The 12,852-nt window shown below is 72.2% G+C and carries 17 protein-coding genes; 8 read left to right on the forward strand and 9 right to left on the reverse strand.

The annotated features are described in order from the left end of the window. Positions 1–176: 176 nt before the first annotated feature. The 3 genes from Q0Q23_RS18485 to Q0Q23_RS18495 all read right to left on the reverse strand — a co-directional run bounded on the left by Q0Q23_RS18485 (position 177) and on the right by Q0Q23_RS18495 (position 2,454). A complete protein-coding gene (locus Q0Q23_RS18485) occupies positions 177–1,664 on the reverse strand; it encodes an FAD-dependent oxidoreductase (protein WP_295127711.1) in 1,488 nt (495 codons plus the stop codon). 68 nt (positions 1,665–1,732) lie between these two features. After that, a complete protein-coding gene (locus Q0Q23_RS18490) occupies positions 1,733–2,005 on the reverse strand; it encodes a hypothetical protein (RefSeq protein ID WP_295127714.1) in 273 nt (90 codons plus the stop codon). Between the two features lie 110 nt (positions 2,006–2,115). Next, a complete protein-coding gene (locus Q0Q23_RS18495; RefSeq protein WP_295127717.1) occupies positions 2,116–2,454 on the reverse strand; it encodes a hypothetical protein in 339 nt (112 codons plus the stop codon). 118 nt (positions 2,455–2,572) lie between these two features. Between Q0Q23_RS18495 and Q0Q23_RS18500 the strand changes: the two genes are divergently transcribed. From Q0Q23_RS18500 to Q0Q23_RS18515, 4 genes are all read left to right on the forward strand, one after another. Then, positions 2,573–3,349 carry a putative protein N(5)-glutamine methyltransferase gene (locus Q0Q23_RS18500; protein WP_295127721.1) on the forward strand — a complete coding sequence of 259 codons (777 nt, stop codon included), beginning with the start codon at positions 2,573–2,575 and terminating at the stop codon, positions 3,347–3,349. A gap of 60 nt (positions 3,350–3,409) precedes the next feature. Further along, positions 3,410–4,243: a tryptophan-rich sensory protein gene (locus Q0Q23_RS18505; protein ID WP_295127724.1), complete on the forward strand. Its 834-nt coding sequence runs from the start codon at positions 3,410–3,412 to the stop codon at positions 4,241–4,243. Between the two features lie 72 nt (positions 4,244–4,315). Further along, positions 4,316–4,810, forward strand: coding sequence for a VanZ family protein (locus tag Q0Q23_RS18510; protein ID WP_295127727.1), 495 nt, complete (start codon positions 4,316–4,318; stop codon positions 4,808–4,810). Between the two features lie 58 nt (positions 4,811–4,868). Beyond that, complete coding sequence (locus Q0Q23_RS18515) at positions 4,869–5,789, forward strand: AEC family transporter (protein WP_295127730.1); 921 nt, start codon at positions 4,869–4,871, stop codon at positions 5,787–5,789. Position 5,790: 1 nt separating this feature from the next. On the opposite strand, the gene Q0Q23_RS18520 is transcribed toward Q0Q23_RS18515, so the two are convergent. Together Q0Q23_RS18520 and Q0Q23_RS18525 are read right to left on the reverse strand one after the other, a co-directional pair. Then, positions 5,791–6,300 (reverse strand): tetratricopeptide repeat protein, encoded by a 510-nt coding sequence (locus tag Q0Q23_RS18520; RefSeq protein ID WP_295127733.1) that lies wholly within the window; start codon positions 6,298–6,300, stop codon positions 5,791–5,793. 9 nt (positions 6,301–6,309) lie between these two features. Next, on the reverse strand, positions 6,310–6,975 hold the full coding sequence (locus Q0Q23_RS18525; protein WP_295127736.1) for a TOPRIM nucleotidyl transferase/hydrolase domain-containing protein: 666 nt from the start codon (positions 6,973–6,975) through the stop codon (positions 6,310–6,312). Positions 6,976–7,028: 53 nt separating this feature from the next. Here Q0Q23_RS18525 and Q0Q23_RS18530 point away from each other — a divergent pair, with 53 nt between their 5' ends. Next, positions 7,029–7,310 (forward strand): hypothetical protein, encoded by a 282-nt coding sequence (locus tag Q0Q23_RS18530; protein ID WP_295127739.1) that lies wholly within the window; start codon positions 7,029–7,031, stop codon positions 7,308–7,310. An 8-nt stretch (positions 7,311–7,318) separates the two neighbouring features. Here Q0Q23_RS18530 and Q0Q23_RS18535 read toward each other — a convergent pair whose 3' ends face one another. Further along, positions 7,319–7,849, reverse strand: a complete 531-nt coding sequence (locus Q0Q23_RS18535) for a hypothetical protein (RefSeq protein ID WP_295127742.1) — start codon at positions 7,847–7,849, stop codon at positions 7,319–7,321. Beyond that, positions 7,842–8,165: a TetR family transcriptional regulator gene (locus Q0Q23_RS18540; protein WP_295127745.1), complete on the reverse strand. Its 324-nt coding sequence runs from the start codon at positions 8,163–8,165 to the stop codon at positions 7,842–7,844. Before Q0Q23_RS18540 ends, Q0Q23_RS18535 begins: the two co-directional genes overlap by 8 nt. A 223-nt stretch (positions 8,166–8,388) precedes the next feature. On the opposite strand from Q0Q23_RS18540, the gene Q0Q23_RS18545 reads away from it, so the two are divergent. After that, the gene (locus Q0Q23_RS18545) at positions 8,389–9,594 is read left to right on the forward strand and encodes a GDSL-type esterase/lipase family protein (RefSeq protein ID WP_295127748.1); all 1,206 of its coding nucleotides are present in this window, start codon (positions 8,389–8,391) and stop codon (positions 9,592–9,594) included. Between the two features lie 65 nt (positions 9,595–9,659). Here Q0Q23_RS18545 and Q0Q23_RS18550 read toward each other — a convergent pair whose 3' ends face one another. Next, positions 9,660–10,577, reverse strand: a complete 918-nt coding sequence (locus Q0Q23_RS18550; protein ID WP_295127761.1) for a 5'-3' exonuclease — start codon at positions 10,575–10,577, stop codon at positions 9,660–9,662. 161 nt (positions 10,578–10,738) lie between these two features. Here Q0Q23_RS18550 and Q0Q23_RS18555 point away from each other — a divergent pair, with 161 nt between their 5' ends. Further along, on the forward strand, positions 10,739–11,575 hold the full coding sequence (locus tag Q0Q23_RS18555; protein WP_295127751.1) for an alpha/beta fold hydrolase: 837 nt from the start codon (positions 10,739–10,741) through the stop codon (positions 11,573–11,575). 63 nt (positions 11,576–11,638) lie between these two features. On the opposite strand, the gene Q0Q23_RS18560 is transcribed toward Q0Q23_RS18555, so the two are convergent. Continuing rightward, positions 11,639–11,992, reverse strand: a complete 354-nt coding sequence (locus Q0Q23_RS18560) for a nuclear transport factor 2 family protein (RefSeq protein ID WP_295127755.1) — start codon at positions 11,990–11,992, stop codon at positions 11,639–11,641. A gap of 60 nt (positions 11,993–12,052) precedes the next feature. On the opposite strand from Q0Q23_RS18560, the gene Q0Q23_RS18565 reads away from it, so the two are divergent. Then, positions 12,053–12,457, forward strand: coding sequence for an NUDIX domain-containing protein (locus Q0Q23_RS18565; RefSeq protein ID WP_295127758.1), 405 nt, complete (start codon positions 12,053–12,055; stop codon positions 12,455–12,457). Positions 12,458–12,852 lie beyond the last annotated feature (395 nt).

A 12,852-nucleotide genomic window follows, 5' to 3' on the forward strand; every position in this document is an offset into this window, starting at 1 on the left:
CGGCAGGCGCCGGCGGCTCGGCAGGCGCCGGCGGGACAGCGCCGGCCGGCTCGCCGCCCCCCGCGGGCCGCGGCGTGTTCTCGTCCTCAGGAATGGTCATGCCGCGACGATACTGGAATCGACGTGGTCAAGCTATAGCCGTCCGGGCGCGGCGCGCTGATCCAGGGCGGACTCCTTCACGCGTGGCCCAGCGGTTCGACGGCCGGGCCTTCGAGCACTGCGCCGTCCGGAGCGAACCGGGAACCGTGGAGCGGGCAGTCCCACGAGTGCTCGGCGTCGTTCCAGCGCACGATCCCGCCGAGGTGCGTGCACACGGCGCTGAGGGTGCAGGTGCTTCCGTCGACGGTCGACGCCGCGACCGGCGCCACCCCGTGCCGGCCGACCCGTCCCGTGCCCTCGGCGGGAGGTTCGCCGCCGAGAGCGCGCGCGACCTCGGCCGCAGCCCAGCCCTTCGCGGCCTCTACCCCAGCGGTCGCGTTCACGCGCGCGCCGTCCGCCAGGTCGATCGGGCGCGTGACGCGATGGTGGAGCGTCGCCGCCCACGCGGGCGGTTCGGCGCCGGTCAGGTCGGCGGTCAGGCTGATCGCCGCTGCGACCGCGTTCGTCATCCCCCACTTGTCGTAGCCCGTGGCCAGGTAGACGCGTCCCCGTCCGCGCGGCAGCCAGCCGACGAACGGCACCCGATTGACCGAGCGGTAGTCCTGCGCCGCCCACCAGGTCGTGCGCTCGGCGCCGGGGAAGGTCTGCTGCGCCCAGGTCGTCAGCTCCGCGACGCGAGCCGCCGTGGAGCCGCCTCGGCCCGCAGGATGCCCGTCGCCGCCGACCAGCAGCAGCTCGCCGTCCGCATCGCGGGCGGTGCGCAGCGACCGGGCCGGGGTCTCGGCGGAGAGATGCATGCCCTGCGGAACCGGCCCCGGCACCCGGAACGCCGCGACGTACGACCGGTACGGTTCGGTCTTCGCGAAGTAGAGGCCGCGGTCGAGGATGGGCGTGCCGGTCGCGAGGACCACCGCGTCCGCGGCGGTCCGGCCGGAGGTGCTGGTGATCTGGGCGGGGTCGGCGGTCGAGACCGAGGTGACGCGTTCGCCCTCGACGAGGCGGCCTCCCAGCCGCCTCAGCTCGTCGGCCAGGGCTGCCAGCACCCGCACCGGATGGACCTGAGCCTGGTGGCGCAGGAGCAGCGCGCCCTCCACCGCGAACGGCAGCTCGCACGCACGTTCCTGCGACACCGGCAGGCCGGCGGCGCGCGCGGCGCGCAGTTCGGCGTCCAGACGGTCCAGTCCGTCGAGCGTCGTCGCGAACGTGCAGGCGTCGCGCACGTCGTACGGCACCTGCTGCTCCTCGAGGAAGTCGAGAAGCCAGCCGCGGCCCGCCGAGTTGCCGTCGACGTAGGCGGTCATGACGCGCTCTGACGAGAACCGCTGGATCCGGGACAGCTGGGTCCCCTGCAGCAGGCTCACCTTGCCCGTCGTGTTGCCGGTGGTCACCGCGCCGACGGTGCGCGCCTCGAGCACGCACACCCGAGTGCCGCTGCGTGCGAGCATGACGGCCGTCGCGAGGCCGGTGAGGCCGGCCCCGGCGATCACGACGTCGTAGCGGCCATCGCGCTCGAAGGGATCCGTCGCGATGACGGGAGCTGTCTGGAACCAGAGCGAGGTCGGCATGGTCCGAGCCTCGGGCATCGTGAGTGCGGCCGGAAGAGGTTGACTTTCAGAGGGCGGCGGTCACTCGGTCAGGTGAGCGAGTCGAAGTCGAACCAGAAGGAATCGTCCTCCTCGTGTTCACCCGCAGCGACCGGTTCGCGCGGGATGCTGGCGGTCTCGATGCGCACGCGCGTCTGGCTGGTCACGAAGATCTCGCTCGGTGGTCGGCTCGACTGCGTGATCGCCACGAAGTCTCCCGCATTGCGGCTGGCCTCGATGATCCGCCGCTTGAGTTCGTCGACCGGCTCGCGATCGACGAACGTGAAGCGCAGCTCGTCGATGTAGACGTGGAACACCTGCATGTGCTACTCCCCGGAATCTCGCCCTCCCGCCGCATAGTACGCGGCCTTCGGCCGTGCGCCAGTGCATCCGTGTATCGGGCCACTGCGTTGCTGTATCGGGTGGGCGGTTCTCACAGAAGCTCGATGTCGAGCCCGTCGACCTCTTCCGTGCCCTCGTGCACGAAGGTCGCCCGCCGCGGTCCGAGGGCGGCCATGCGCTCGTCGAGTTCTGCCACGAACGACTCGCCCCGCAACTCCGAGCCGTCGTAGTGCTCGGTCTCCACCAGGATCTGGCTGGCCGGTCCCAGCAGCATCAGCGCTTCTCCGACCTCGCCGTCGTCGAGGATCGCCGGTGCGTGGACTTCCGCGGCCGTGGCGTTCTCGGCGAGGATGGCCGCGAATCGCACCACGGCGTCCGCGATCGCGTCGCCGGTCAGCAACGATCCGCTAGCGTAGTGGATTCTCTTCATGAACCATTCGTACGAGCCGTCCTCCGCGAGGTCAAGAACAGGGGTGGGGGGGTTGCGCATCCGCCGATTCGTGCGTCGCCCGAGCCTGCCCCGGTCGTCGTGCCTCTAACATGAGGCGGTGGGCGAACAGGGCGGCATCGAGGCGATCGTGGCACGCTTGCGCGCGGCCGGCTGCGTGTTCGCCGAGGACGAGGCCGCCCTGCTGATGGAGGCCGCCCGCTCCGATCGCGAGCTGGAGGAACTGGTCGAACGTCGGGCGGCGGGCGAACCCCTGGAGCCCCTGCTCGGGTTCGCCGAGTTCGGGGGCCTGCGCATCCATGTGGATGCCGGCGTGTTCGTCCCCCGGCGACGCACCGAGGCGCTGGCCGCGCAGGCGGTAGGGCTGACGCGCCCGGGCGACGTGGTGCTCGACCTGTGCTGCGGCGCCGGGGCGATCGCCGCGGTCGTCGCCGAGCGCGTACCGGGTGCTGCGGTCTACGCGGCCGACGTCGATCCGGCCGCCGTGCGGACCGCGCGTTCCAACGTGCTCGCGGAGCGCGTCTTCCAGGGCGACCTGTTCGCTGCGCTGCCGGAATGGCTGCGGGGCGCCATCGCTGTCGTCGCCGTGAATGCTCCGTACGTCCCGACGGCCGCGATCCCGTTGATGCCGCCGGAGGCGCGCCTCTATGAACCGGCCGTGGCGCTCGACGGCGGCGAGGACGGTCTCGACCTGCACCGCCGCATAGCCGGAGAGGCGGGGTCGTGGCTCGTACCGGGCGGCTCCGTGGTCATCGAGACCAGTCGGGAGCAATCCGAGCGCACCGCCGCCCTGTTCTCGGCCTCCGGCTTCACGACCGACATCGTCGAGGACGACGAGCTCGACGCGACCGTCGTCGTGGCCACGCGCGCTCCGTAGGGAGGCGGGTGCGCGGCCCAAGGGATCCGCAACAGCGGAATCAGGGCTACCGTGTGCGGCATGACCAGCCTGACCCGAAGGCTGCCGCTCAGGACGACGCGTCCGACCGCGGCGGACCGAGTTCGGCAGAGCGGCGTGATCGCGGCGACCGTCCTCGCGATCGCCGCGGCCGTCTACGGCTCCGGGTTCGCGGGCGGCCGCCCGATCCCGGAGGTCGCCGGCGGCGCGCTCGCTCCCGACGCGACACCGGTCGCCCCGGCGGGCCCGGCGTTCGCCATCTGGTCGGTGATCTACGCCGGCCTCGTGGGCTACGCGATCTGGCAGGCCCTGCCGTCACAGGCGGCGCGCCGGCGCCAGCGAACCGTCGGTTACTGGATGATCGCCTCGCTGCTGCTCAACGCCGCGTGGATCGTCTGCGTCCAGGCGGGGTTGCTCGCGCTGAGCGTGCCCATCATCGTCGCTCTGCTCGCCGTGCTCGTGGTCGCGTTCGTCCGGCTGCGCCGCGAGCCGGGAGAGTCCACAGCGGACGCCGTGCTGCTCGACGGAACGGTCGGGCTCTACCTGGGCTGGGTGATGGTGGCCACCGTGGCGGGTGTCGCCGCCTGGCTGCGCGCGGCCGGATTCAGCGGGTGGGGGGTGGCTCCGACGCTGTGGGCCATCGCGCTGCTCGTCGTGGTCGCCTGCCTCGGCAGCGCGCTCGCCCTGTGGGATCGCGGGAGGCTCGCGCCGGCACTCGCAACGGGCTGGGGTCTCGTCTGGGTCGCGGTCGCGCGAGCCGAAGGCGGCCTCCCCGAGGATGTCGTGGCGGTCACCGCGCTGGCCGCCGGCGTCCTCATCGTGCTGGTCGCTGTCGCGGTTCGGGTCGCCCGCGGTGGGCGGGCCAGGCGAAGCTGAGCCCCGCGAACCCGCGAAACCTGAGGTCTGACACACAGGAATCCTGAATGCCTGGCGTCGTAAGCTGTGCAGATGCCAGCCGAACGCCGACTCCGCGTCGCGGCGATCGCGGCGCTCGCCGGCTACTCGGTCTTCGTCGCCGTCATCGGGCTGTGGCCCTCGCCCGTCGACCGGCCGCTCGATCCTGCGCTCTTCCGCGTGCTCGTCGCGCTGAAAGGCATCGGCATCCGGCCCGGCGACGCCTACAACGCGATCGAGTTCACGGCGAACGTGGCGTTCTTCGTCATCCCGGCGATGCTCCTGGTCTTCCTCGTCGGACGCAGGCGTTGGTGGATCGCGCCGGTGCTCGGCCTCCTGTGCAGCATCGCGATCGAGCTCGCCCAGTTCCTCCTCCTGCCGGGCCGCTTCGCCACGGTCGGCGACGTCATCGCCAACACCCTCGGGAGCCTGGTCGGCTGCGGGATCGGCGTGCTCGCGCTCAGCCGACGGCGCACGTCCGGGGCGCGGATGCGACGATCGGCCCGCGGCCGGCACCGCGCCGTTGCACGCGATCCGCGGAGTTCTTGACAGGATCGACTGTGCCCCCACACAGCGCGGGGCGCGGTCGAGGGGAGGTGGGACGGCGATGGCGGGAGTGCTGACCGGGTTCGGGATCATCGCCTTCGTCATCCTGGTCGGCTACGTCGCCGGGCGGTTCGGCGTCGGCGGTCCGGCCGCCCCGTACGTGCTCAACCGCATCGCGTTCTTCATCACCAACCCGGCTCTGCTGTTCGTGACACTGGCCCATGCCGACCTCACGGTGGTCTTCTCGACGCAGTTGCTCGTGGCCGCCATCGCCGCCGTCGGGTCCGCCGGACTCTTCCTCGTGCTCTCCCGGCTGTTCTTCCGGCGCCCGGCTGCGGAGACGACGATCGGCGCTCTGGGCGCCGGCTACGTCAACGCCAACAACATCGGCCTGCCGGTCGCGGTCTACGTCCTCGGCAGCGCCTCCTTCGTCGCGCCGGTGCTGCTGCTCCAGCTCATCGTGTTCGCCCCGATCGCGCTCACGGTGCTCGACGTCACCAGCCGGGGAACCGTGTCCGTGTGGTCGATCGTCACCCAGCCCGCGCGCAATCCCATGATCATCGCGTCGGTGCTGGGAATCCTCGTGGACGTGTCGGGCATCCGCCTGCCGGATGCCGTGTACCAGCCGTTCGAGCTGATCGGCGGTGCGGCCGTTCCGCTGGTGCTGATGGCGTTCGGGATGTCGTTGCACGGGTCGCGGCCGCTTCAGGCAGGTCGCGGCCGGGCGGAGATCGTCTCCGCGGTCGCGCTGAAGTCGGTGGGCATGCCGCTGATCGCGTTCCTCGCTGCCCGACTCGTGTTCGGTCTGGAGGGGCACGCGCTGTTCGCGGCTGTGGCGCTCGCCGCGCTGCCGACCGCGCAGAACGTCTACAACTTCGCGGCGCGCTATGAGCGCGGCGTGCCGGTGGCCCGGGACATCGTGCTGCTCACCACCCTCTTCGCGGTACCGGCGCTCCTCCTGATCGCCGCCCTGCTGGCGTGAGTCACGCGCGGTCGAGCGAGCGCAGGTATTCGGCGTTGCCGCGCAACGCGGCCTCGTAACGCAGCAGGTCGGGGGTGCGGATGCGGTCGGCCGCGACCTCCATCAGCTCGGCCACGGCGGCGTCGCTCCGGCCGGCCGCGTGCAGCGACAGCGCGTGCCACACCTGCACCGACTCCGAGTCGGGGAACTCGGCCCTGGCCCGATCGAGCACGGCCAGCGACTCGTCGAAGCGGTCCAGGTTGCGCAGGGTGCTGCCGTACTGGAGCAGGCATCTGCGTCGAGCGTCGCCGTCGAGCCCGGCGTCGAGCGCGCGCTCGTAGTACGCCGCGGCCGTGTCCTCCTCCCCTGCGGTGTCGTACGAGCCGCCGACCTCGTACAGCACGTGAGGATCGTCGGGATGCTCGGCGAGCACGGCCTCGAAGGCGGCGATGGTGGGCGCCATGTTCTCGCGGTCGCGCGCGGCGAACAGGGCGGCGAGCCGATCGAGCAGCTCGGGAGAAGTGGAGGACATCCCCTCACCCTAAACGTGCCGGTCGCTGCGCGACGGCGACAGGTCGTCGAGCAGCGCGGTCAGCGCGCGGCCCAGGGGCAGAGGAAGCTCGTGAGCGGGGAGTTCGGCGGTCAGGAGCCGGCCGTACGCCTCCTTGCGGCCCGACGTCGTGCCGAGGAAGCGATGCAACTGAGCTGCGACGTGCCTGCCGCGCTGGGCCGGCTGCCGCTGGAAGGTGCGGAACAGGCCGAGATCGCCCTCGCGGGCCAGAACGGACTCCACCCGCGCGGTGCCGAGGGCCCGCACGAGCTCGCCTTCGAGGTCGGGGCGGCACACCGAGATCTCGCCGTCCTCGAGACCCGCCCTGCGGAAGAAGGCGGCCTCCGCCTCGTCGCACAGCCCGTGGAGGCGCACTCCGGCCGGCGCCAGCCGGTCGACGAACCACCGCACGCTCATGGCGCCGCCCATCGGGAGGATCGCCACGCCCGCCGCCGCGGGATCGACCCCGAGGCGCCCTGCTGCCGCGTGCAGCGCGGCGCTGTCGCTCACCCCCTCCACCAGCACCGCCCCCGTGAACGCTGCCGGGAGGCCGGGCAGCGGCGCGCCCTGCCGGCGGTCGCGGCGCGCAGTCCAGGCCGCGACCGCCCGCTCATAGGCGGTCACGGTGTCGTCCCCGGTGGCCGGCGGTCGAGTCACGACGCTCATTCTGCCCCTGTCGCCACCGGCGTCGCGCGCGTACGGTGCAGCGCATGAAGGTCATCATCTTTGTCGCGGGAGTCGCCGTCGGGTTCGTGATCGGGTCGCGCGCCGGCCGGGGCGCCTACGAGAACATGCGACGCAAGTGGCAGGGCATCTCCGAGTCCGACCCGGTTCAGAAGGTCAAGGGCGACGTGCGCGACCTCGCCGGCCGTGCGGCGTCCGACCTGGGCGACAAAGTGTCGGAGGCCGTGGGGAAAGCGTCGGACAAGCTCGACGAAGTCACCGGGAAGACCGGCGCGACCGGCAGCACGACGACGCCGACGGAGGCCTGAGCCGTTCGTCAGGCTCCCTCGGGCGGGTGCGTCAGCAGGTCCACGCGCTCGGCCAGGTAGGCATGGAAGTCCACGGTCTGGTCGGAGGACGCGCTCCAGCGCACGAGCGGTCTGCCGTCGCGCAGGATCAGCGGGCCGGAGCCGCTGCGCAGCGCCTCCGCCGTCAGCTCGATCACGGGAGCGTCGAAGTCGACCGTCTCGCCGTCGCGGAAATGCCCGCGTTCGGCGGCGGCGCGATAGGCACGCCGGGTCTCGGCCGACACCGACACGTACTGGGTGCGGCCCGGCGGCGTGGCCCGCACCAGGCGGCCAGTCGCGTACAGCGTGCCGTCGGTTCCGAGGAGCAGCACGCCCAGCCGCCAGACCCGGCCCGTCGGCTTCAGCACGGGTTCGCGCGGGATGCCGAGCGTGCGGCGGCGAGGGATGAGCACGGCGAGGGCCTCGTCGCGGGCGTCCGCGTCGACCAGCCGGCGCACCGCCTCGTCGAGCGCGCTGCGGATGCCGGCCAGGGCATCCGCGTCGGCGCGCTGTTCATCCACGCATCCGAGGATACGGCTCGGGGGCGGCCGAGCCATGGTCCGTCGTCGTCGCCGGACGGATGGAGAACGACCTGTCGTCGGTCACCATCAGCAACTCCACGCCGTGCGCGTGGCGCAGCACCACGAGGGCGGACGAGTCCGATTCCACCACCTTCTCGACCTGGCGCAGGAAGATGCGCGCCATCTCGTCGCTCACGCGGAAGTCGCGGCCCAGTGCGTGCACCACGAAACCGTGGCTCTGCGGGGGCCGCCGGCCGAGCTGCGTCTCGTGCCGGAAACCGTCGACCGCCGTCCTCGCCGCTGCCGTCGTCGTCATCGGTCCCCTCCCACCGTCAGCCGGGCGCGATCCCGGACTCCGGACGCTAGTCTCATCGCCCGACCTTTCCAGGGGGTTGACGAGGGGGTGGATGGGGACGTCGGGACGGTGACGGTCTCCGGTGGCCGATCCGTCGTGGGTCGCGTTACGTACCCGCCGGTATGTCCGTGTAACTGCGGCGGGGTGCTATGTGGGCGCGGTCGTCCGGGATACGTTCGAGGGCGTGGACGACGACCGGCTGAGTGCATGGCGGCGCCTGGTCGCGCGGGTGCGGCTGCTGCGCGTGGCCGGCGTGCGGCAGGGGCTGGCGCGTCCCGCGGACTCGCCGCAGGCCTTCGTCGCCGGCCGCTCGAGCCTCCGCGTCCTCCTCGCCGGCTCGGGCCCGGTGGTCGGCTGGGGCGTCGGCAGCCACGACCTGGGGCTGCCCGGCGCCGTCGCCCGGGCGGTCGCCGCGACGACCGGGCGCGGGGTCGTCGTCGACGTCGTCGCCGATCCGTCCGCCGGCGTGCGGCGGCTCGTGCACCTGGTGCGTTCCGCCGATGCGGGGCGCTACGACGTGGTGATCCTCAGCGGCGCGCTCGCCGATGTCGTGCGGATGGTGGAGCCGACGCGCTGGGGCGAGCGCGTCGAGGCCCTCCTGCGCCAGGTCCGCGCGACCGGCGTGCCGATCGTGGCGTGGCTCGGCGCGCAGCCCATCCGCTCGGTGCCGCCGTTCGACGACGCGTTCGGCTCCGTCGTGCAGGAACACGCTGAGCGGCTGAATCGTGCGGCCGCCGCAGCGTGCCGTGCAACGGGAGCGACCTTCGTCCAGCTGCCGTCATCGCCGAAGGCGGAGGGCGGGCGGCACCGCAGCCCCGCCGGCTACCTCTTCTGGGCACGGCGCATCGCCGACGCACTCGCGCCAGCGCTCATCGGCCACGCGATCGAGGACGAGCACCACGTGTCGGAGCCGGAGGACCGCGTGGCGGCGATCGAACGGCTCCGCCTCGCCGAGCACAAGCGGGACGGGAGGCTGGCCGGGCTGGTCGGCACCGCTCAGCGCACCCTCGGAGCGGAGATCGCCATGTTCACCGTGCTCGACGACCGCGCCGAGTGGCCGCTCGCCGCGGTCGGCGCGTCGCTCACCGAGATCCCGATCGAGCAGTCGGCGTGCCTGCACACCCTCCAGGCGCCGGATGGCATGGTGGTGCCCGACGCCGAGCAGGACGAGCGCTTCGCATCGAGCGCGCTCGTGACCGGCCCGGCCCACCTGCGCTTCTACGCCGGCTACCCGGTGGAGGCTCCAGACGGAACACGGATCGGCGCGATGTGCGTCTTCGGCCGCACGCCGCGCCGCGCGTCCGAGTCGGAGGGCGACCTCGACGTCCTGCGCGAGCTCGCCCTTCTGGCGCAGCGCGAGCTCTGGCGCTGGGACCCCGCCGCCTCCTGACCGCGGAGCGGTTCGAAGTGCGCGTGAATCGCGCGAAGCGGCGGAGAGTGCGCCGCCTCGCGGGGTCAGGAGGACGCGCTGCCGAGGGCCGCGAGGGCGCGGTCGAGCGAACCACCGAGTCCCCAGCGGTCGGCGAGGGCGTCGAGGGTCGCGCGCTGTTCGTCGGTCGGCACCCGCAGCCGGGCGTCGTCGGCGGCGACCGGGAGGTCGCGGAGGACCTCGACGACCCGCGGCGCCACCGCGAGGTATTCGTCGGCGGCGGCGAACCGGGCGCGCACCGCGGGCTTCAGCGCGGAGTCGGGCTCGGCTGCGGCCGCCGCGATCCCGGCGAGGTCGCCGTACTCGGCCAGCAGTGCGGCGGCGGTCTTCTCGCCGATGCCGGCCACTCCGGGCAGCCCGTCGGAGGTGTCGCCTCGCATCACGGCGAAGTCGGCGTACTGATGGGCGTGGATGCCGTACTTCCCGACGACGACGGCATCGGTGAGCACCTCCAGGTTGCTCATGCCGCGCGCCGTGTAGACGACGCGGACGTCCGCCGCGTCGTCCACCAGCTGGAACAGGTCGCGGTCGCCGGTCACCACGTCCACGGGCCCGGCGGCCCGGGTCGCGAGCGTGCCGATCACGTCGTCGGCCTCGGCCTCCGCCGCCCCCACGACCGCGATACCGAGCGCCGCCAGCACCTCGCGGATGATCGGGACCTGCGCGACCAGCTCGGGCGGCACGTCTTCGATGTCGACTCCGCCCGGCACGAGCTGCGCGACGCGGTGCGCCTTGTAGCTCGGGATGAGCTCGACACGCCAGCGGGGCCGCCAGTCGTCGTCCCAGCAGGCGACGAGCGACTCCGGGCGGTATTCCGTCACCAGCTTCGCGATGATGTCGAGGAATCCGCGGACCGCGTTGACGGGGGTGCCGTCGGGCGCGCGCACCGTATCGGGCACGCCGTAGAAGCCGCGAAAGTAGAGGGATGCGCTGTCGAGGAGCATCGTTCGCCCGGTCACGTGCCGATCATGCCATGCCGCTCGCGTGCGCGCATCGACGGAGGTCCTAGACAGGAGCAGAGGAGTCGCGAGACGCTGTGCGGGTTGGCAGAGCAATCGACGCGTCGTGCCGCGCTGCTCGGTGCGACCTGGACCTGGAGACTGAGATGGCTTTCGTGACCACCGATGACGGCGCAGAAATCTACTACAAGGACTGGGGAAGCCCGGACGCACAGCCCATCGTGTTCCACCATGGCTGGCCGCTGTCCGCCGACGACTGGGACGCCCAGATGCTGTACTTCCTCGCGAAGGGCTATCGGGTGATCGCCAGCGACCGGCGTGGTCACGGCCGGTCGTCGCAGATCGGCACCGGTCACGACATGGACCACTACGCCGGCGACGTGTCGGCCGTCGTCGAGCACCTCGACCTGCGCAACGCGGTCCACATCGGGCACTCGACCGGAGGCGGACAGGTCGCACGCTATGTCGCCCGGTACGGAGAACCGCAGGGGCGCGTCGCCAAAGCGGTCCTGGTCGCCGCGGTGCCGCCGCTGATGCTGCAGACGGACGCCAATCCGGAGGGCTTGCCGATCTCGGTGTTCGACGACTTCCGCAACGCGCTCGCCGCCAACCGTGCCGACTTCTTCCAGGCCGTGGCCTCCGGCCCGTTCTACGGGTTCAACCGGCCGGGAGCCAGCGTCTCCGAACCGGTCGTCGCCAACTGGTGGCGTCAGGGGATGATGGGCAGCGCTCTCGCGCACTACGAGGGCATCAAGGCCTTCTCCGAGACGGACCAGACGGAGGACCTGAAGGCGATCTCGGTGCCGGTGCTGGTCTTGCAGGGCGACGACGACCAGATCGTGCCCTACAAGGATGCGTCGCTGAAGCAGGCCGAGCTCCTCCCGAACGCCACGCTCAAGATCTACGAGGGGTTCCCGCACGGGATGCTGACGACCCACGCCGACGTCATCAACCCGGACATCCTGGCGTTCATCCAGGAGTAGTCGCCCTTCGGCCGACGGCGCGCCCGGCACGAGCCGGGTGCGCCGCCCGCCGGGGCCGTGCAGTCAGCCCGCCAGGTACGTTCCGTGCCCGCGGGTGACGAGCTCTCGGTCGAACTCGAGCACCTCGCAGACGACCCCGCCGCTCTGATTGCGGTAGCGGATCACGATGGTGCTCGCGCCGACGTAGTGCTCGAGCACCTCGAATCGCAGGTCGGGGAGGGCGGCCAGCCCGGCCGTCCAGTAGCTGCGCAGCGCGTCCTTGCCTCGAGCGACGCCGTCACTGCCCGGCAGCAAGCGCGCGGCCAGCGGCGACGTGAAGACGACGTCGTCGGCATAGTGGGAGAGGAGGGCGTCGAGGTCGTGAGCGTTCCAGTCGGCGACCCACTGGTCGACGAACCGGCGAGCGTCGTCTGCCATGATCATCCCCTCAGCTTGGCAGGGGCGTCCGGTGCCTGCACAGGTCGGTAGCGTGGACGCATGACGTTGCCTCCCCTCTCGGTGTCCGCGGTCGCGCTCGTGCGCGAGCGGCGGGTGCTCATGGTCACCGCTCGCGGACGCGACGTCTACTACATGCCGGGCGGCAAGATCGACGCGGGTGAGACCGCCGCCGAGGCCGCGGCTCGCGAGGCTCACGAGGAGGTCTCGCTGACGCTCGATCCCGCCGGCCTCGACGAACTGTTCGAGGTGCGCACGCAGGCGCACGGCGAACCGGACGGCCGGATGGTGCACATGGCCGTGTTCCGCGCCGAGACCGACGCGGATCCCGCGCCGTCGGCCGAGGTGGGTGCACTGCACTGGGTGACCACGGCCGACGCCGACCGCTGCCCGCCGGCCGGCCGCGCTGTGCTCGCGCGCCTCTCCGCCCTCGGCCTCATCGACTGAGCCTCCGCCCGCCGCGCCCGCGCGCCACGCCGAGGGGCGCCTTAACGCCCCTAAAACCGCGGAATAGGGGCGTTTACGCGCCTTTCGAGTTGGAGGCCTCCGCCTCATCGCCTGGGCCGCGGCGCATGCCACCCGAGGGGCGTCTTAACGCCCCTAAACCCGCGGAATGGGGGCGTTTACCCGCCCCTCGCGGTGCAGAGGCCTCCGCCTCACGGCCTGAGCCTCTCCGCATGCCACCCGAGGGGCGTCTTAACGCCCCTAAACCCGCGGAATGGGGGCGTCTACGCGCCCCTCGCGGTGCAGAGGCCTCCGCCTCACGGGCTGCGCCCCCGCGCATGCCGCCCGAGGGGCGTCTTATCGCCCCTAAACCCGCGGAATGGGGGCGTCTACGCGCC

The sequence above is a fragment of the uncultured Leifsonia sp. genome (assembly GCF_945957465.1).
Lineage (GTDB): Bacteria > Actinomycetota > Actinomycetes > Actinomycetales > Microbacteriaceae > Leifsonia.

Excerpts from the sequence above, each read along its gene's own strand:
- Q0Q23_RS18485 (WP_295127711.1), bottom strand. The coding sequence starts at position 1,664 with ATGCCGACCTCGCTCTGGTTCCAGACAGCTCCCGTCATCGCGACGGAT.
- Q0Q23_RS18490 (WP_295127714.1), bottom strand. The coding sequence starts at position 2,005 with ATGCAGGTGTTCCACGTCTACATCGACGAGCTGCGCTTCACGTTCGTC.
- Q0Q23_RS18495 (WP_295127717.1), bottom strand. The coding sequence starts at position 2,454 with ATGAAGAGAATCCACTACGCTAGCGGATCGTTGCTGACCGGCGACGCG.
- Q0Q23_RS18505 (WP_295127724.1), top strand. The coding sequence starts at position 3,410 with ATGACCAGCCTGACCCGAAGGCTGCCGCTCAGGACGACGCGTCCGACC.
- Q0Q23_RS18510 (WP_295127727.1), top strand. The coding sequence starts at position 4,316 with ATGCCAGCCGAACGCCGACTCCGCGTCGCGGCGATCGCGGCGCTCGCC.
- Q0Q23_RS18515 (WP_295127730.1), top strand. The coding sequence starts at position 4,869 with ATGGCGGGAGTGCTGACCGGGTTCGGGATCATCGCCTTCGTCATCCTG.
- Q0Q23_RS18520 (WP_295127733.1), bottom strand. The coding sequence starts at position 6,300 with ATGTCCTCCACTTCTCCCGAGCTGCTCGATCGGCTCGCCGCCCTGTTC.
- Q0Q23_RS18530 (WP_295127739.1), top strand. The coding sequence starts at position 7,029 with ATGAAGGTCATCATCTTTGTCGCGGGAGTCGCCGTCGGGTTCGTGATC.
- Q0Q23_RS18540 (WP_295127745.1), bottom strand. The coding sequence starts at position 8,165 with ATGACGACGACGGCAGCGGCGAGGACGGCGGTCGACGGTTTCCGGCAC.
- Q0Q23_RS18550 (WP_295127761.1), bottom strand. The coding sequence starts at position 10,577 with ATGCTCCTCGACAGCGCATCCCTCTACTTTCGCGGCTTCTACGGCGTG.
- Q0Q23_RS18555 (WP_295127751.1), top strand. The coding sequence starts at position 10,739 with ATGGCTTTCGTGACCACCGATGACGGCGCAGAAATCTACTACAAGGAC.
- Q0Q23_RS18560 (WP_295127755.1), bottom strand. The coding sequence starts at position 11,992 with ATGGCAGACGACGCTCGCCGGTTCGTCGACCAGTGGGTCGCCGACTGG.
- Q0Q23_RS18565 (WP_295127758.1), top strand. The coding sequence starts at position 12,053 with ATGACGTTGCCTCCCCTCTCGGTGTCCGCGGTCGCGCTCGTGCGCGAG.